Here is a 16,193-nt window from a genome sequence, read left to right on the forward strand (position 1 = left end):
CGTTTTAAGAGATTGACATTAAATTAAGTTTGTGATAAAGTAAAAATGCAATAATTCGACAAGCTAAATTAATCAAAAATTAGCTAAAGTAATGAAAAAGGAGTATGGTTATGACAGGAGTAATGAGAAGATTTTCTGCGGCTCTGGCGGCTGCTGCAATGGCTGTTAGCATTGTGCCTTTCGCAGATATCAGCGCATATGCGGAGTATGCGGCGACACACCCAGAGGGATTTGTTTACGCTGACGGCTCAAAGTTTATGTGTGACGGAAGCCCTTACTATTACGGCGGCACGAACTGCTATTATCTCACCTATAAGTCAAAGAGTGAGGTAAAGAATGTTTTCGATGACGCTTCAAAAATGGGGCTTAAAGTAATAAGAATTTGGGGAAATATTGACGTTGGTAAGAAAACAGGCGAGATCGACTCGCAGTCTGGTCATGAGACCTTTGAGGGCAACAATGACGGAACGGGCGAAAAGGACGGAGTTTACTTCCAGTATTGGGACGATGAGGCTGGCAAGCCTGTTGTGAACGAGGGCGAGGACGGCCTGAGACATCTTGATTATATTATCAAGCAGGCTGAAGAACATGATATGAAGCTTGTTATCACTTTCACGAACTATTGGGAAGCGTTCGGCGGAATGGGTCAGTATGTAAAGTGGTATCAGATGTCACAGGGCAAGAGCGTTGGCAATAGCAAAGTGGACGAAAAGGACACCTGCGATTTTTACACTAATGAAACTATCAAGGGTTGGTATAAGAATTATATCAAGACTTTGTTAAATCACACCAACTACTACACAGGCGAGAAGCTTATGGATTCTGAAGCTGTTTTTTCTTGGGAGCTTTCAAACGAGCCGAGATGTACTGTTGACGAGTTCTGCAAAGACGATATTCTTTATAACTGGGCAAAGGAAATGTCAGCATATGTAAAGTCTATCGACCCTCATCACATGGTATCTGTTGGCGACGAGGGCTTTTATAACCTTGGCTATCAGGAAGCTGCAAGGCAAGATCTTCCGTCTTCCGCATATTCAGGCTACTACGGTGTTGACTTTGACAAGCTTATGACTATCGACACTGTAGACTTTGGCACACCGCATATGTACGTTGATCAGTGGGGATTTGACCTTGGCGATGATGACCTCGAGTGGATAAAGCGCCATGCTCAGACCACATCTTCCGCTGACAAGCCTATTATCTTTGAGGAATTCGGTCTTACAGACAAAACAAAGCGTGACGCCGCTTATTCCGATTGGTTGGATATTGTAACAGGGGACTACTATGAGGGTGTCGAATATCAGGGCTTCAACTACTGGATGATAGCTTCCTATCTTGATGACGGCACTCTTTATCAGGACTATGACGGCTACACCGTTTACGGCCCTGAGGGTATCGAAAAGACGGACAGCACAAGAACTCTTATGATGAACGCTGCTGCAAAAATGGAAAAGAAGAACATTGTAAACACCACTGACAAGTCTACATACAGTTTTGACAGAAGCAAGTCAGGTAACGTTGTGGTGAATGTTTCTATGAAAGAGGGCAGCATAAGCGGTGTTGAGGTCGGCGGAAAGAAGCTCTCGTCAGACGATTACACCATAAGGGGCAACGCTGTTACTATCAAGGCTTCTTATCTTAAAAGGCAGGAGCTTGCAAAGTATTCGTGTAGGATACTCACAACAGGCGGCAATCAGCCTAAGTTCAATCTAACGGTGAGCGACAGTTCTATCCCTAAGCCTATTATCTCACCTGAGATAATCTCTGTTGACGTAAATCCTAAGAAGTGCAGTGATGTTGATATCACCATGGATCGCAAGACAAGCGAGTTCAGAGGCATTGTTGCTGATGGAAAAGCACTCACAGAGGGTACAGATTACACAACTTCGGGCGACACTGTGACCATTAAAAGTGCATATCTCAAGACGCTTTCAGCAGGCATTGTGACGCTTAAGTTCGATTTCTATGAGGGCGAGGATAGGGAGCTTACAATAAATGTTTCCGATACCACAGGCCTTGATGAGCTTGACACATTTGAGAGCTATTCAAATGATAAGGCACTTTGGTCGTCATATTCAAGAAACACAAGCGGCAATGAAGTTTCACTTTCTCTTGCTGCAAAGAACGGTTCAAAGGTGCTTGCTTTCGGATATGATATCGGCTCGCCAAACGGCTACTGCGGAGTAAACCACCCTATTGCAGTAAGAAATGCTTCATCATTTGCAGGCGTTGAGCTTTGGGTAGAGGGGGACGGCACAGGCAACAGCCTTACTGTTCAGCTTAGAGACGCAAACGACAATTATTTTGAAGCGCAGATAGCACTTGATTTCGCAGGCGGAAAAACTATCAAGATACCATTCGCTGACTTTAAAGCGCCAAGCTGGCAGTCGGGCGGAAATCTTGATACATCAAAGCTTAACCAGTTCTCGTTCTATATGGGCGGAGATTCTGCTCAAAAGACAGGTACAGTTTACATAGACGATGTTGTTTTCTACGAGGACGGACAGACCGAGAAGCCACACCTTTCCACAAAGTCAGGCATATTTGACGCTGATGCTCCAAGCGGTGTGAGAACAGACCTTGTGCTTTATGGAAAGAGCGTTGAGTCTATCATAGTAAACGGCAAGAAGCTTACAGGCGGCTTAGATTATTCTACAAGCGGAAGTCAGATAATGCTCAACGAAAGCTGGCTCAAGACGCTTGCAAATGGTAATTACACACTTACATACACATTCTCAGACGGAAACACAGATACATTTGCACTCACTGTCAAGAATGTTAAGTCATCACACACTCACAGCTACACCGCAAAGGTAACAAAGGAAGCTACTTGCACAACAGAGGGCGAGAGAATTTACACTTGTACTTGCGGAGACAAGTACACTGAAACTATCCCTGCAAAGGGTCACAGCTGGGTAAAGGGCGAGACAGTTGCTCCTACAGAGAACGAAAAGGGCTACACTATCTACACCTGCGCTTCCTGCGGCGAAACAAAGAAGGACGATTACACCGACCCTATCGGTCACAGGCACAGCTATACCCTCACATCAACAAAGGCTGCAACTTGCGAAGCTGACGGCGAAAAGGTATACACTTGCTCATGCGGTGAAAAGTACACTGAAACTATCTCTGCGACAGGTCACAGCGAAAGTGCTTGGATAATCGACAAGGCGGCTACTGCGACAGAAAATGGCTCAAAGCACACTGAGTGTACAACTTGCGGCAAGGTTATAAAGACAGAGGTTATCCCTGCCACAGGTGAAGTAAGTGACAAAAAGGAAACTGTTATCTTCACAGGCTCGGCAAAGACATCAGGCTGGGGTCAGGCTATCACACTTTCCACAACTAAGGAAGGCGGCAGCTTTGACAGCTCAGTTATCGAAAAAGACGGATATTTTGAAGTTCAGTTCAAGGGCGGCACAGACAAGGCGGAGATCATTCTCCAGAGTTGGTCAGGCGGTGCAGACTGGGCGAGAGTTTCACCAACTGAGGTAACAGAAAAGGACGGCATTGTATACGCAAAGTACAGCTACGACGATGTTGCGGCGGCGTTCGGAACAACCGATTTCTCGAAAGTAGACCGCTTCCATGTTGGTGCTGCTAACGGAGATATCGAAGTTATTAGTGTTAAGTATATTGTCGAGAAGTCAACAGAGCCGGTTGATCCGGTAGATCCTGTTGACCCTGATAAGCCGGAGCAGGATCCATATGTATCTATTTTCTGGGGTGCAAAATCATGTGGCTCATGGGGTCAGGCAGTTTCAGTTATGACTTCAAAAAATTATGGCAGTTTTGATGTTTCGTATCTTTCTGCAAATGGCTATTTCTATGTTGAGTATTCGGGTGCAGAGAACGAGCTTGAGCTTATTCTCCAGAGCTGGTCAGGAGGAGCAAACTGGGCAAGAGTTCAGCCTAGCGAAACAGGCAGAGCGAATGATCATTACTATGCTAAGTTCACATATGCAGACTGTGTAAAGGAGCTTGGTGCAGGTTTTGATAAGCTGGATCAGCTTCATGCTGCGGCAAAAAACGGTGATATCACAGTTTATTCTATTTGCTACTGTACACCTGCTAAGTAATTTAAGAAAAAAGCGTTACATTTATTAAGATGCAAAAAGAGCGAATGACGTTACGATCATTCGCTCTTTATATTTTGTTTACTTGTTTTTCTTTTTGCGCTTTTTATCCTCTAAAGGGGTCATGCTCTTTGCACAGATCGCCATTGTTGAAGCGTTGTGCAGAAGCGCTGAGGCTGACGGCTGTAAAAGCCCGAAAGCTCCTGACAGCAGAAGCACTGAATTGAACAGCAGTATAAATCTGTAGTTACTGTTTATTCGGTGCATTAGCTTTTCGCTAAGCTGTCTTATAGCCGCAAGCTGTGTAAGGTCTGCACCACGAACTGTGATGTCGGCAGTTTCCTTTGCGATATCGGAAGCATCGCTCATTGCAACAGAAACGTTCGCCGCCGCAAGGGCTGGAGCGTCGTTTATTCCGTCGCCTACCATTATTACTCTGTGTCCATGCTCTTTGAGCTGTTGAACATATCTGTGCTTGTCCTCAGGAAGAACCTGCGCCCTGAAATCTGATATGCCAAGCTTCTGTGCAGTTATCTCGGCAGCCTTTGCGCTGTCGCCTGTGAGCATCACGATATTTGTGATGCCTGCTTCTTTGAGCTGTTTAACAGCTACCTCAGCTTCAGGTCTGGGCGGGTCGCTTATGCAGAGCGCCCCTGTGAGCTTGTCGCCTACAGCAAGATAAACCACTGAGCAAGCTCCCGACTTTTCGTCGATCTCAGCCTGCTGTTCGTCTGTTATCTCTATGCCCTCGTCCTCGCAGACAAAATGCCTGCTTCCTATGATAGCACGTTTGCCGTGAAGCGTTGTTGAAATTCCGTGGGCAACTATATACTGCACCTCGGCGTGTTCCTCGGCATGGTCGATATCTCTATCGGCCGCACCCTTTACTATAGCTCTCGCTACGCTGTGAGGGAAGTGCTCTTCAAGGCAAGCCGCAATTTTCAGCGTTTCCGCCTCGGAGTAATCCCCAAGGGCTATTACCTTTTCAAGCACAGGCTCAGCGTTTGTAAGAGTGCCGGTCTTGTCAAAAACGATAGAATCGGCAAGTGCGTATTCTTCAAGATATTTTCCACCCTTTACCGTAACGTCATCATCAGCGGCTTCTTTAATAGCGGATATAACAGCTATAGGCGTTGAAAGCTTGATAGCACAGGAATAGTCCACCATAAGAACGGAAACTGCTTTTGTGACATTTCTAGTAAACAGCAGTGTAAGACCAAAGGCAAGGAAGCTGTACGGCACGATAGAGTCCGCAAGACGCTCCGCTTTGCTCTGCACCCCTGCTTTAAGGTTTTCTGAGTTGTCGATAAGCTCGATTATCTTGCTTATCTTTGTGTCGGAAGAAAGCTTGCGAACTTTTATCACAACTGAGCCTTCCTCGACAACTGTTCCTGCAAATACGCTTGCTCCTGCGCTCTTCATGACCGCAAGAGGCTCGCCTGTCATGGAAGCTTCATTTATGTAAGCTTCGCCCTCGGTTATCTGACCGTCAACAGGAATAACGCTTCCTGTGCGAACTCTTATGCAATCGTCCACCTGAAGCTGTGACATTGGTATAAGAGTATCAGCGTCCTTGCCTGCCAGCCATACCTGATCTGCCTTTATCGCCAAGCTGTCGGTAAGAGCGGCTCTTGTTCTCGCTCTTGTGTAATCCTCCAGCAAGCCTGATACAGAAAGCAGGAACATGACAGTGCCAGCCGTGTTGTAATTTTTCTGGATAAGACAAGCGCTTATTGACGCTCCGTCAAGCACCTCAACTGTAAGCTTGCCGTCAAACAGTGCGCTTACGCCCTTTGCTATGTATTTAAGTCCGCTGTACACGATAAGTGCTGCGCCTATAGGTGCAGGCAGAATAGCTTTTCTTATATATCTTTGCATCACAAGCTTTGCAAGGTCAGACTTGAATGTTCTGTCTATCTCCTCGGTGTCATACTTATTGTCGCTGACAGGTGCCAGGTCGCTTCCTCTGAGCTTTCTTACAAGTTCGACAGCTTCGGCTCTGTGACCCTCTTTATAGCGTATAAGTATTCCGCCGTTCTCATAGTGAGCCTCGCAGGCGATCGCCCACGGGTTTGACATAACAAGCTTATGTATCGACCGTTCAAGTTCTTTTGTGAAAGCGTTGCTACCACAGCGGAAACGTATGCGGCGGGGCTTGTCATAAACGATCTGAGCTTTCATTATTCAGTTACTTCTTCCTCGTCATCTATCCCTGCCTCGACCTTAGCGTCATAGCAGATGTCAGATGCTTCGTCCTTCATGCTTCTCAATGCTGACTGAGCGTCGCTCTTGAGCTTCATTCCCTTTGCAAGACCTGTAACGGCAAGCTCTCTTGTTTTCTTAGCCTTTACGACTTTCTTGCCAAGAATGACTGCGGCTGCTCCGCCTACTGCACACCAGAATTTCTCGTCTTTAAAACATTTTAACATAATATTACCTCCTGTTTTGTTTTTAGATATTAGTAAGAACTAATTATTTCGGCATATACAGAAACTCTGCCAAAATACGAGCATATAACAAGTCCTCTGACAGGATCTTTACCGTGATTTCAGTATAACTCTATATTGTTTATTAGTCAAGTCAAACCGACAAATTTAAAAATTATTTAAAACTATATATAATCTTTTGCCGTAAGTTAAATTATCATCGTTTTTCTAACTTTTCATTTTTGGGTGAAGCTTTAGGATAATGTTAAAATGTTTATGATATCTTATCAGTAAACCGCAAGAATGAACATTACAACGAATAGATAATAATTGACAAAAACCATAAATTCGGGCTTTTATTTATATGTAAGTTATGCACACAACCAAAAATATTATAACTTTTTGTTAAATCGGTTGAAGCCATAACAGAGTTATGTTAAAATATTATCATAACAATACGGGGAGGTCTGCGTTGTGGGTTATATTATCCATTATGATATATGTGCCCTTGTGATATATGCTATCACAGGAGTTGTATTCTATTTCAAAAAGCGTATTCCGTGCAACAAGAATAAGGTCTTTGGCATTCTCGTGGGCGACTCGGCTTTGTCAACTGTGTTGGATATTTTAAGTGTGTTTTCTACCGGCGAATGGGGCATAGGGCTTAAAATCTTCTTCCATACGGCTTATTATTTTACACATAATCTTATTCCGTTTCTATTTGTGATATATATACTTTTCCTGACGGACGGCTATAAAGAGATGTCTGCTCTTTTCAAAAGCTTTTTATATACACCGATGATCGTTGATCTTTTGCTTGTGATTACGACGCCTGCAACACATTTTATCATATATGTGGATAGTCAAGGTGGTTATCATCGTGGCACTCTTCAGCCACTTACATACATTGTGGCGATTTATTATCTTATATTTGGCATCGTTTACGCAATGGGTAATAGAAGTATGCTATCAAGACAGGTGGTCACTTCTATAACAGCCTTTATCTCAATGACGGTAGTGGCGGTAATTGTTCAGATGATCAATAAACTCCTTCTTGTGGAGTGCTTTGCGGCGTCTGTATGTATGCTTCTAATAATGTTCACTTTGCAAAGTCAGGACGATATGATAGACCAAGGAACGAAAATGCTCAACTGGAGCAGCTTTGTCAATAGGTGTTCCATAAAATATGCCTCAGCTTCTGATTTTACATTATTGCTCATAAGGATACCGGATTTCAAAATGTTTATGAAAACCTTTGGCGGACGTTTTTCCAACTCTCTGTTAAGAAGCTTTTCCGACTATCTTTATAACTTTGTTAATCTGGGCGATGGATTTTATTTGGAGGACGAATGCTTTGCTCTTATGTTTCCGAAGGATTCTGAAAAGGTGGGGGAAACGTATCGTGCGATAAGGAAAAAGCTGTCTGAAAACTGGAATATAGGTACTGTTGATACTTTGATAACAGCCTGCTTTATGCGTATCGACTGCCCTGAGGACGTTGACAATGCAGATATGCTGGTGGACTTTATCGAGCAGTTCAAGCATCGTGAACCTGAAACGGAAAGACTTCTTCATGCAACTGACATAAACTTTTATGACAGCAAACGTCGAAGCGAGGTAGAGAATGCTATAGACAAGGCTCTGGACAATCGTGGCTTTGAGGTATACTATCAGCCGATATATTCAAGTTCAAGAAACAAGATAGTTTCCTGCGAAGCCCTTGTTAGGCTTAAGGATGAAAAGCTTGGATTTATCCCTCCACAGGAATTTATTCCTATAGCTGAGGAAAACGGCAAGATACTCAAAATAGGCAAATATGTTTTCGAGGAAGCCTGCCGCTTTATAAAGAAAGGCGTGGGAACTTCACTTGGTATAGAATATGTGCAGGTAAACCTATCGGTAGTCCAGTGCATGCAATCTGACCTTGTAGAGCAGCTTCTCAGCATTATGGACAGATACAAGGTAGACCCATCGTCTATTTGTCTTGAAGTAACGGAAACTGCGGCGGTGTATACTCCGCACATTATGGAGAAAAACATCAAGACCCTTTCCGACTATGGTGTGAAGTTTGCACTTGACGATTATGGTACGGGATATTCAAATATGACATATCTTCTCAGCCTGCCTTTCAGGTTTATCAAGCTTGAAAAGGAAATAGTCTGGGAATGTTTCAAGAGCGAAAAGGCGCATATCGCCATTGAAAGTACAGTGGCGATGATAAAGAAGCTCAATATGCAGATAGTCGCCGAGGGTATCGAGGACAAGCACCAACTTGACACGCTTCTTGGCATGGGCTGTGATTTCATTCAGGGATACTACTTCTCAAAGCCTGTTCCTGAAAAAGATTTTATTGAGGTGCTTAAAAAGAATAATACTCAGGCTGTGACGGTTTAAGCAGTCTGATGAAAAAAGCCCTGACTTCGGTCGGGGCTTTTTTTCACATGGTTTTCACTTTGCATTAAGGTTTGTTTAAGTAAGGAACGCTATAATATAGTCATAACAAAACCAAGACGGGAGGCGTTCTTGTGAACGTAAGTAATATGGCTATTCTTATTATTGCGGCTGTGCTGCTTTCTTTGCCGCTTGTTTTATCCGCTGCATTTTGTGTTGAAGAACGCTGGGGTTTTCTTTCACGAAAACATGATAAGTGGATAGACGAACATTACAGATAATAGGCAGACAGATTAAGTATGAGTTGTCCGCCATACAAATACAAGCGTATTTCACAAACATACATCGAAAAAACTATAAAAATTAGTCCATTTATACATTGACTTAATCACGCAAATTCGGTATACTATTTATTGTAACGTCAGCGTGGGAAAAGTACGCAGACAGGATTAATTCTATAGTTTATAAGGGGTTTGTGAAATGACAAAGGTTGTAAAATTCGGTGGAAGCTCTCTTGCAAGTGCTGAGCAGTTCAAAAAGGTAAAGGAGATAATCACAGCGGAAAGCTCAAGAAGATTTGTTGTGCCGTCTGCTCCTGGAAAAAGATTTTCAAACGATACAAAGGTAACTGATATGCTTTATGGCTGCTATGATCTTGCTGCAAAGGGCAAGGATTTCAGCAGCGAGTTCGACGCTATCAAGGAAAGATATTACGGCATAATCAATGATCTGGGTCTTGACCTTTCTCTTGAAAAGGAGTTTGAAACTATCAAGGCTTGCTTTATCGGCAAGGCAGGACGTGACTATGCGGCTTCCCGTGGCGAGTATCTTAACGGTATCGTTCTTGCTAAATATCTTGGATATAACTTTGTTGACGCTGCTGATGTTATCTATTTTAACGATCAGGGTCAGTTCGATTCTGCAAGAACAAACGAGGTGCTTCCTCAAAGACTTGCTACACTTGACAATGCGGTAATACCTGGTTTCTACGGCTCAATGCCAAACGATACTATCAAGACATTTTCAAGAGGCGGTTCTGACGTAACAGGTTCTATCGTTGCCGCAGCAGTAAACGCTGATCTTTATGAGAACTGGACAGACGTATCAGGCTTTCTGGTATGCGACCCTAGAATTATCGACAACCCACAGCCTATCACTACCATAACATATAAGGAACTGAGAGAGCTTTCTTACATGGGTGCAGGCGTACTTCATGAGGACGCTATTTTCCCTGTAAGAAAAGCAGGTATCCCAATAAACATCAAGAACACAAACAAGCCTGAGGATATGGGTACAATGATCGTTGAGTCCACATCTCAGAAGCCTGCATTCACGATCACAGGTATAGCAGGAAAGAAGGGTTTTACTGTAGTCAATATCGAAAAGGATATGATGAACGCAGAGCTTGGTTTCGGCAGAAGAGTTCTTGAAGTTTTCGAGAAGAATGGTATCTGCTTTGAGCATATGCCATCAGGTATCGACACAATGTCTGTTGTTGTTCATCAGGCAGAGTTTGCTCCAAAGGAGCAGGAGATAATGTCAGGTCTGCACAGAAACTGTCACCCTGATACAATTGATATTGAAACAGACCTTGCGCTTATTGCAGTTGTGGGACGTGCAATGAAGTCAAACAGAGGTACAGCAGGCAGAATATTCTCAGCCCTTGCACACGCTCATGTAAACGTAAAGATGATAGATCAGGGCTCTAGCGAGCTTAACATCATCATCGGTGTAAACGAGGCTGATTTTGAATCTGCAATGAAGGCTATCTATACAATTTTTGTTGATACACAGCTTTAATACAATATGAAAAATATGGCGGACGGCTTTGGCTGTCCGCTTTTTTGGTGCGAAAAAAGCGTCCCGAAAATTATCGGAACGCTCTTATTTATTTCTTCTTGTCAGAAAGCTCAGTGATTATCTGAATGAACGAATCAACGTCAGAGAAGTCCTTGTAAACGGAAGCAAAACGCACATATGCAACGTGGTCAAGCTTTTTCAGACCCATAAGCACCATATCGCCTATTTCACTGGTGGTGGTTTCAGTCTGCATTTTGTTTGCGAAGGTGTTCTCTATATCGTCAACAAGGTTTTTCATATCATCAACACTGACAGGACGCTTTTTGATAGCGTTCTGAATGCCTTTTATAAGCTTCTGTCTGTCAAAAGGCTCAAACGAGCCGTCACGCTTGTATACCATAAGCTGTGGCTTTTCCACCACCTCATAAGTAGTGAAACGCTTTCCGCATTTCGGACACTCACGGCGGCGACGCTTTTTTCCCTCGCTTGGACGTGAATCTATTACTCTTGTATCTTCATAGTTGCAAAAAGGACATCTCATTATAAACACTCCTTAGTTAAGAGAAAATTTTGTGCGTGATATTGCATATATTGTGCTTTTATTAATTAATTATACCATAGATTGTGGACGATTGCAATAGGGTATATAAAAAAAGTTGCGGTAAAGGGACTCAGCAATTTTGCGGCAGACAAACCATAGCATAATTGTAGAGGACGACGTCCCCTACATGGGTAGTGCAATATTTATGCACAGATATGGCAGACTTGAAAAAAGTTTTAGTGTACAAAAAAACAGACAGCAGAAGCCGTCTGTTTGTGTTTGATATATTACTTGTTAAGATATTCGAGATTTTTTCTGATAAGCTCGCATCTCTGCTTTACGCAGTCAACAGAACGCAGTGGGTCTGACGGAGTGTTGAATGTGTAATCCATAAGCTTGTCGATCGTTGTTGCCGCAACGTGAAGTCTTGTGTCTGATGAAGCGTAGTAAATATACACGTCACCGTTTTCACGAACGATCGCACCGTTTGTGAACGCAACGTTTGATACGTCACCCACTCTTTCATTGCCGTGTGGTGCAATGAAAAGTCCTGACGGCGAAGCGATTAGCTTAGAAGGGTCTTTAAGGTCAGTTGCAAATACATAAATTACGTATCTAAGACCTGCGGCTGTGTTTCTTACGCCATGTGCAATGTGTATCCAACCCTTTGGTGTCTTGATAGGCACTGCGCCTGCACCGTTCTTTACCTCTGTGATTGTGTGATACTGCCTTGGTGAGATAACAACTTCGTCTGTGCAGATAACAGGGTTTGTGATGTCTTCGCAAAGACCGAAGCATACTCCTCCGCCTGAGCCAGTTTCGATAAAATCGTCCTGTGGACGTGTGTAGAATGCGTACTTTCCGTCAACGAACTCAGGGTGAAGTACAACGTTTCTCTGCTGTGGCGACTTGGATTTGAGATTAGGAAGTCTTTCCCATGTCTTAAGATCCTTTGTCCTTACGATTCCAGCCTGAGCTGTAGCGGCAGAAAGATCGTTTGAAGTCTTGTCCTTGCTCTCTGAGCAGAATACACCGTATATCCAGCCGTCCTCATGCTGAGTAAGTCTCATATCGTATACGTTTGTTTCCTCCGGTTCAGTGTCAGGAAGCTGAACAGGGAAGTCCCAGAAACGGAAGCCGTCAACAGGACTGTCGCTCTCTGCTACTGCAAAAAATGACTTTCTGTCATTGCCCTCAACTCTTGCAACAAGGTAATACTTGCCGTTGAGATAAATAGCGCCTGAGTTCAGTACTGCGTTTATGCCCAATCTCTCCATGAAGTATGGATTTGTCTCAGGGTTCATGTCATATTTCCAGATAATAGGTGCGTGTGCGGCTGTCAGAACAGGGTAAACGTATCTGTCATAAATTCCGTTGTAGCTGTCGGACACAATGTTTTTTCTGTTGATGAGAGCCTCGTATTCGGCTGTCACCCTTGCTTTGTTTCTTTCAAAATCTGTCATATCAAGCAATTTCCTTTCGGTAAAAAAATCTTCTTAAACAAGTATACTATAATAATTCGCTAATTACAAGTACCACTGAAAACATCAAACGATTACATGAAAAAAGTTTTACGAACTGCATAAATGCTGTACATATTTTGCTGTTTTGGTTAATGTTTTCTACAAAAAGCTCTTGTATCTGTTTTATATTCATTCAAAACGGGCATATTGAATATTTGAACTTTATGCGTATATTTTAAACTATATTGATCGTAATATTGCGCTTTAACAATACATATGGATTTAATTGTGCAAAGTATACAATTAAATTGCTGATAATTGTGCTATAATGGTGATTGACAATAGCTTTATATGTGTTGTATAATTATAGCAAGATTTAATATATGAACTCATCAACTACATACGGACAGCTTTGATGCTAAAATATTGAATTATGGAGGAATATTTTATGAATTACAAAAAGTACATAGCGGCTGTAATGGCTTTGTCAATGGCAACAGGAGTAGCGGGTTGCGGAAGCTCATCAAACTCTTCAAGCAAGGCAGAGGACGATTTTTCTGCAACAGAGAACGTTGCGGTAGCTGACACGGAATCTATCGAGGCTATCCCAGAGGGTGCTGAAAAAGAGATACTTTATCTCGGTGAGGGCGACATTAACCCTACTAAGGGCAGTCCTGAGAAGAGCACAGAGCTTCAGCTTTTTGAGAGCAAAGGCGGAAAGATAAGATTCCAGCAGACTTCAAATGAGGACAGATTTGATAATCTTGCTGCTGCTATCACAGCTAACAAGGATATTCCTGATATATTCAAGTATGAGTGGCTTGCATTCCCTTCACAGGTAGTAAAGGATATGTATCAGCCTATCGACAGCATCGTTGATTTCAGCCAGCCTTTGTGGTCTGCAACAAAGGATACAGCAGATCAGTTCATGCTCAATGGAAAGCATTATGTTGCACCTCTTGGCTATTCGGCTTCTGCTATGCTCTGCTATGATAAGGATATCATTGACGCAGAGGGTCTTGACGATCCATATGAGCTTTATGTAAACAATGAGTGGACTTGGAAGAATTGGGAGGATATCATGTCCTCATATGTTGGCAACGCACCGGCTGATACTGAGCGTTACGGCGTAAACGGCTTCTTCAGAGCGCACGTTGTTCAGCAGACAGGCAAGCGTCTTGTAAACTATGATCCTGCAACAAACGAGTTTTCAAGCAATCTTAACGACCCTGATATCGAAAAGGCTCAGAACTTCCTTTATAATATGATGAAGGATGGACTTATCCTCAACGGCTGGGTAGGCTCTGCAAGAGATTGCTTCAATCAGAACTGCTTGTTCTATGCAATGGGCGAGTGGGCTTACACAGGCAACCAGACTCCAAAGGAGGGCGAGAACTGGGGCGTTGTTCCTATCCCTCAGTATGACGATAATCAGCAGAAGATAACAACGTCTGATATGACAGCTTTCATGTGGGTAAAAGGTTCAACAAGAAGCGAAGCTGTTAAGTGCTGGTTTGAGTGCGTAAGAGCTTCAAAGACAGATCCTAAGTATGAGCAGACAAACAAGGACAAGTTCATGGAGAACAACCCTAATTGGACAGACGAGATGTATGATGTGAAAATGGACGTTGTTTCTGACGATTACCTTATGCTCTTCGACTATGCTTACGGTATATCTTCCGCTCTCGGCGACAGAAAGCAGTTTGACGGAAACCAGTGCCTGGTTGACGCACTCTACAGTGATGCTTCAAATGTTAATGAAGAGGGTGTACAGTCCACATGGACGCAGGTTCGTGAGAAGTATTCTGCAACTGTAGATTCCGAGATCAAGGAACTCAACCAGAAGATCGCAAGCCTTAAATCATAATAAATAACTCCGGATAAAAATAACGCAGGCTGTAAAAAGTCTGCGTTATTTTTATGCGTATTTTAGAATAGCCCAAGACCTAAAGCTGTGCGGACTGTGATGAAGATAAGTCCTGCAAAGGCGAGTATGGTAACAGGTGCGGTGAGATAGATGACTATCTTTTTGCCTTGTGAAACGTCAGGGCAGAAGTTTATGAGTCTGAAGCTGTCACGGTGATATCTAAGCTCTTTTACGAAAAGCACAAGACCAGCTATCATAAGTCCGAACGAAAGCAGTGCGACAGCAATTATTATCATTGGTGCTGTGCCTGTGATCTGACCTTTTTCAAGGTCTGCGGAAAACTTGTCAAAGTCTATGGAACCAAGTGCGACGCTCTGAATTGCTCCGATAGTGTTCATGGTGAAGTGAAGTATCAAAGACGGGAAGATAGATCCTGTTTTTGCAACCATAAAGCAGGCACACATTCCCATAACAGCCGCATAGAGTATCTGCTGATAGCTTCCGTGCCAAAGTCCGAATGTCAGCCCCACCATTATAATGCCTGTGAGCTGACCACACTTTTCGGCATTTCTGAAAAGCGTACCTCTAAACATAAGCTCCTCAAAAAACGGTGCAAGCACTGACATTGCAAGCACGCTTGTTACGCCGCCCAGGGCAGTGCCGCTTGAAGTGAAGTCAACGCCTTTAAGGCTCGTTCCCGAAGCTTTCTGCACATATGAGAAAATAAATGTGTTGATATAATTTGCGGCATAGATAAGCCCGAATGATATGACGATCCATTTTGCGACCCATTTTACAGGCATTGAGGGCCTTCTGAAACAGGCTGTTATTTTAAGTCCCTCTTTTTTGCCACTCACAAGTCTGAATACCACAAGAACTATTGGCACAACCACGAGATACTGTATGCAGTAGCTCACAAGCTGAGCGATATCCTCATAGTAGGCTGACTTTCCTGCGATATGATACACCACTAAGTCGCCAAGTCTTATAAGTGCGATATCAAGCATATAGAAAATTATCACCATAAGTGAATTTACGTTTGAGGTTTTTCGTATAAGTTTTATTGTATCGTTATTCATTTTATGATCTCCATATTTGCGTTATGTGTTTTACAAGAAAATTATATCACAGGTGGAGTTTTGTGTCAATCGAAACGTTGTACTACTAGTGAGGAATGAGTGTAGTGCTACAATAGATATTGGACAAAATTAAGAAAAAAGAAAAGAGAGATAGGCAAAAATCTGATAAAATAAAGTTACCACACAAATACAAATCAGAAAGGAAGCCTATCTCTCATGAATAGTATAACACAAGATATGAAGTTTCGTCAATCCTTAATGAATTACGCAAAGAAATATGGAGTGAGCCGAGCGAGCAGAAAATACAATAAATCACGTTCATATATATATTTCTGGCTGAAACGCTGGGACGGAAGTGTGGAGTCCCTCGCAGTTAAATCACGCCGACCGCATCATCATCCCAACGAGCATACCAAGGAAGAAATAGATCTTATCAAAAGGTATCACAAACGAAACCCAACGCTTGAGCTTCCCGAACTATGGCATCGTCTCAGAAAACAAGGGTATACACGCTGTCTTGAAAGTCTTTACAGGGTTATGAAAAAACTAG

10 protein-coding genes and 1 pseudogene are annotated in these 16,193 nt (G+C 43.0%); 6 read left to right on the forward strand and 5 right to left on the reverse strand.

The window, feature by feature from the left end:
- The first annotated feature begins 110 nt into the window (after window positions 1–110).
- The gene (locus tag WS40_RS01845; RefSeq protein ID WP_325208361.1) at window positions 111–4,079 is read left to right on the forward strand and encodes a CIA30 family protein; all 3,969 of its coding nucleotides are present in this window, start codon (window positions 111–113) and stop codon (window positions 4,077–4,079) included.
- Window positions 4,080–4,157: 78 nt separating this feature from the next.
- Here the strand turns inward: WS40_RS01845 and WS40_RS01850 are convergent, their stop codons facing one another.
- Both WS40_RS01850 and WS40_RS01855 read right to left on the reverse strand, forming a co-directional pair.
- Window positions 4,158–6,257: a heavy metal translocating P-type ATPase gene (locus WS40_RS01850; protein ID WP_046439695.1), complete on the reverse strand. Its 2,100-nt coding sequence runs from the start codon at window positions 6,255–6,257 to the stop codon at window positions 4,158–4,160.
- Window positions 6,257–6,505, reverse strand: coding sequence for a hypothetical protein (locus WS40_RS01855; protein ID WP_022288604.1), 249 nt, complete (start codon window positions 6,503–6,505; stop codon window positions 6,257–6,259). The genes WS40_RS01850 and WS40_RS01855 overlap by 1 nt, the downstream gene beginning before the upstream one ends.
- 471 nt (window positions 6,506–6,976) lie before the next feature.
- On the opposite strand from WS40_RS01855, the gene WS40_RS01860 reads away from it, so the two are divergent.
- From WS40_RS01860 to WS40_RS01865, 3 genes are all read left to right on the forward strand, one after another.
- The gene (locus WS40_RS01860; RefSeq protein WP_046439697.1) at window positions 6,977–8,896 is read left to right on the forward strand and encodes an EAL domain-containing protein; all 1,920 of its coding nucleotides are present in this window, start codon (window positions 6,977–6,979) and stop codon (window positions 8,894–8,896) included.
- 131 nt (window positions 8,897–9,027) lie between these two features.
- Window positions 9,028–9,174 (forward strand): hypothetical protein, encoded by a 147-nt coding sequence (locus tag WS40_RS11260; protein WP_158455080.1) that lies wholly within the window; start codon window positions 9,028–9,030, stop codon window positions 9,172–9,174.
- Window positions 9,175–9,373: 199 nt separating this feature from the next.
- Complete coding sequence (locus tag WS40_RS01865; protein ID WP_022288602.1) at window positions 9,374–10,693, forward strand: aspartate kinase; 1,320 nt, start codon at window positions 9,374–9,376, stop codon at window positions 10,691–10,693.
- Window positions 10,694–10,781: 88 nt separating this feature from the next.
- Here WS40_RS01865 and nrdR read toward each other — a convergent pair whose 3' ends face one another.
- Together nrdR and WS40_RS01875 are read right to left on the reverse strand one after the other, a co-directional pair.
- Window positions 10,782–11,234 carry a transcriptional regulator NrdR gene (gene nrdR, locus WS40_RS01870; RefSeq protein WP_022288601.1) on the reverse strand — a complete coding sequence of 151 codons (453 nt, stop codon included), beginning with the start codon at window positions 11,232–11,234 and terminating at the stop codon, window positions 10,782–10,784.
- A gap of 287 nt (window positions 11,235–11,521) precedes the next feature.
- Window positions 11,522–12,697 carry a glycoside hydrolase family 130 protein gene (locus WS40_RS01875; protein WP_046439699.1) on the reverse strand — a complete coding sequence of 392 codons (1,176 nt, stop codon included), beginning with the start codon at window positions 12,695–12,697 and terminating at the stop codon, window positions 11,522–11,524.
- Between the two features lie 448 nt (window positions 12,698–13,145).
- Here WS40_RS01875 and WS40_RS01880 point away from each other — a divergent pair, with 448 nt between their 5' ends.
- A complete protein-coding gene (locus WS40_RS01880) occupies window positions 13,146–14,564 on the forward strand; it encodes an ABC transporter substrate-binding protein (RefSeq protein ID WP_046439703.1) in 1,419 nt (472 codons plus the stop codon).
- 62 nt (window positions 14,565–14,626) lie between these two features.
- Here the strand turns inward: WS40_RS01880 and WS40_RS01885 are convergent, their stop codons facing one another.
- Window positions 14,627–15,643 carry a CPBP family glutamic-type intramembrane protease gene (locus tag WS40_RS01885; RefSeq protein ID WP_046439705.1) on the reverse strand — a complete coding sequence of 339 codons (1,017 nt, stop codon included), beginning with the start codon at window positions 15,641–15,643 and terminating at the stop codon, window positions 14,627–14,629.
- Window positions 15,644–15,901: 258 nt separating this feature from the next.
- Between WS40_RS01885 and WS40_RS11265 the strand changes: the two are divergent.
- Window positions 15,902–16,193, forward strand: a pseudogene (locus WS40_RS11265) (IS481 family transposase); the annotation flags it as partial.

It is taken from the genome of Ruminococcus sp. N15.MGS-57 (assembly GCF_000980385.1).
GTDB classification, from domain to species: Bacteria; Bacillota; Clostridia; order Oscillospirales; family Ruminococcaceae; genus Hominimerdicola; species Hominimerdicola aceti.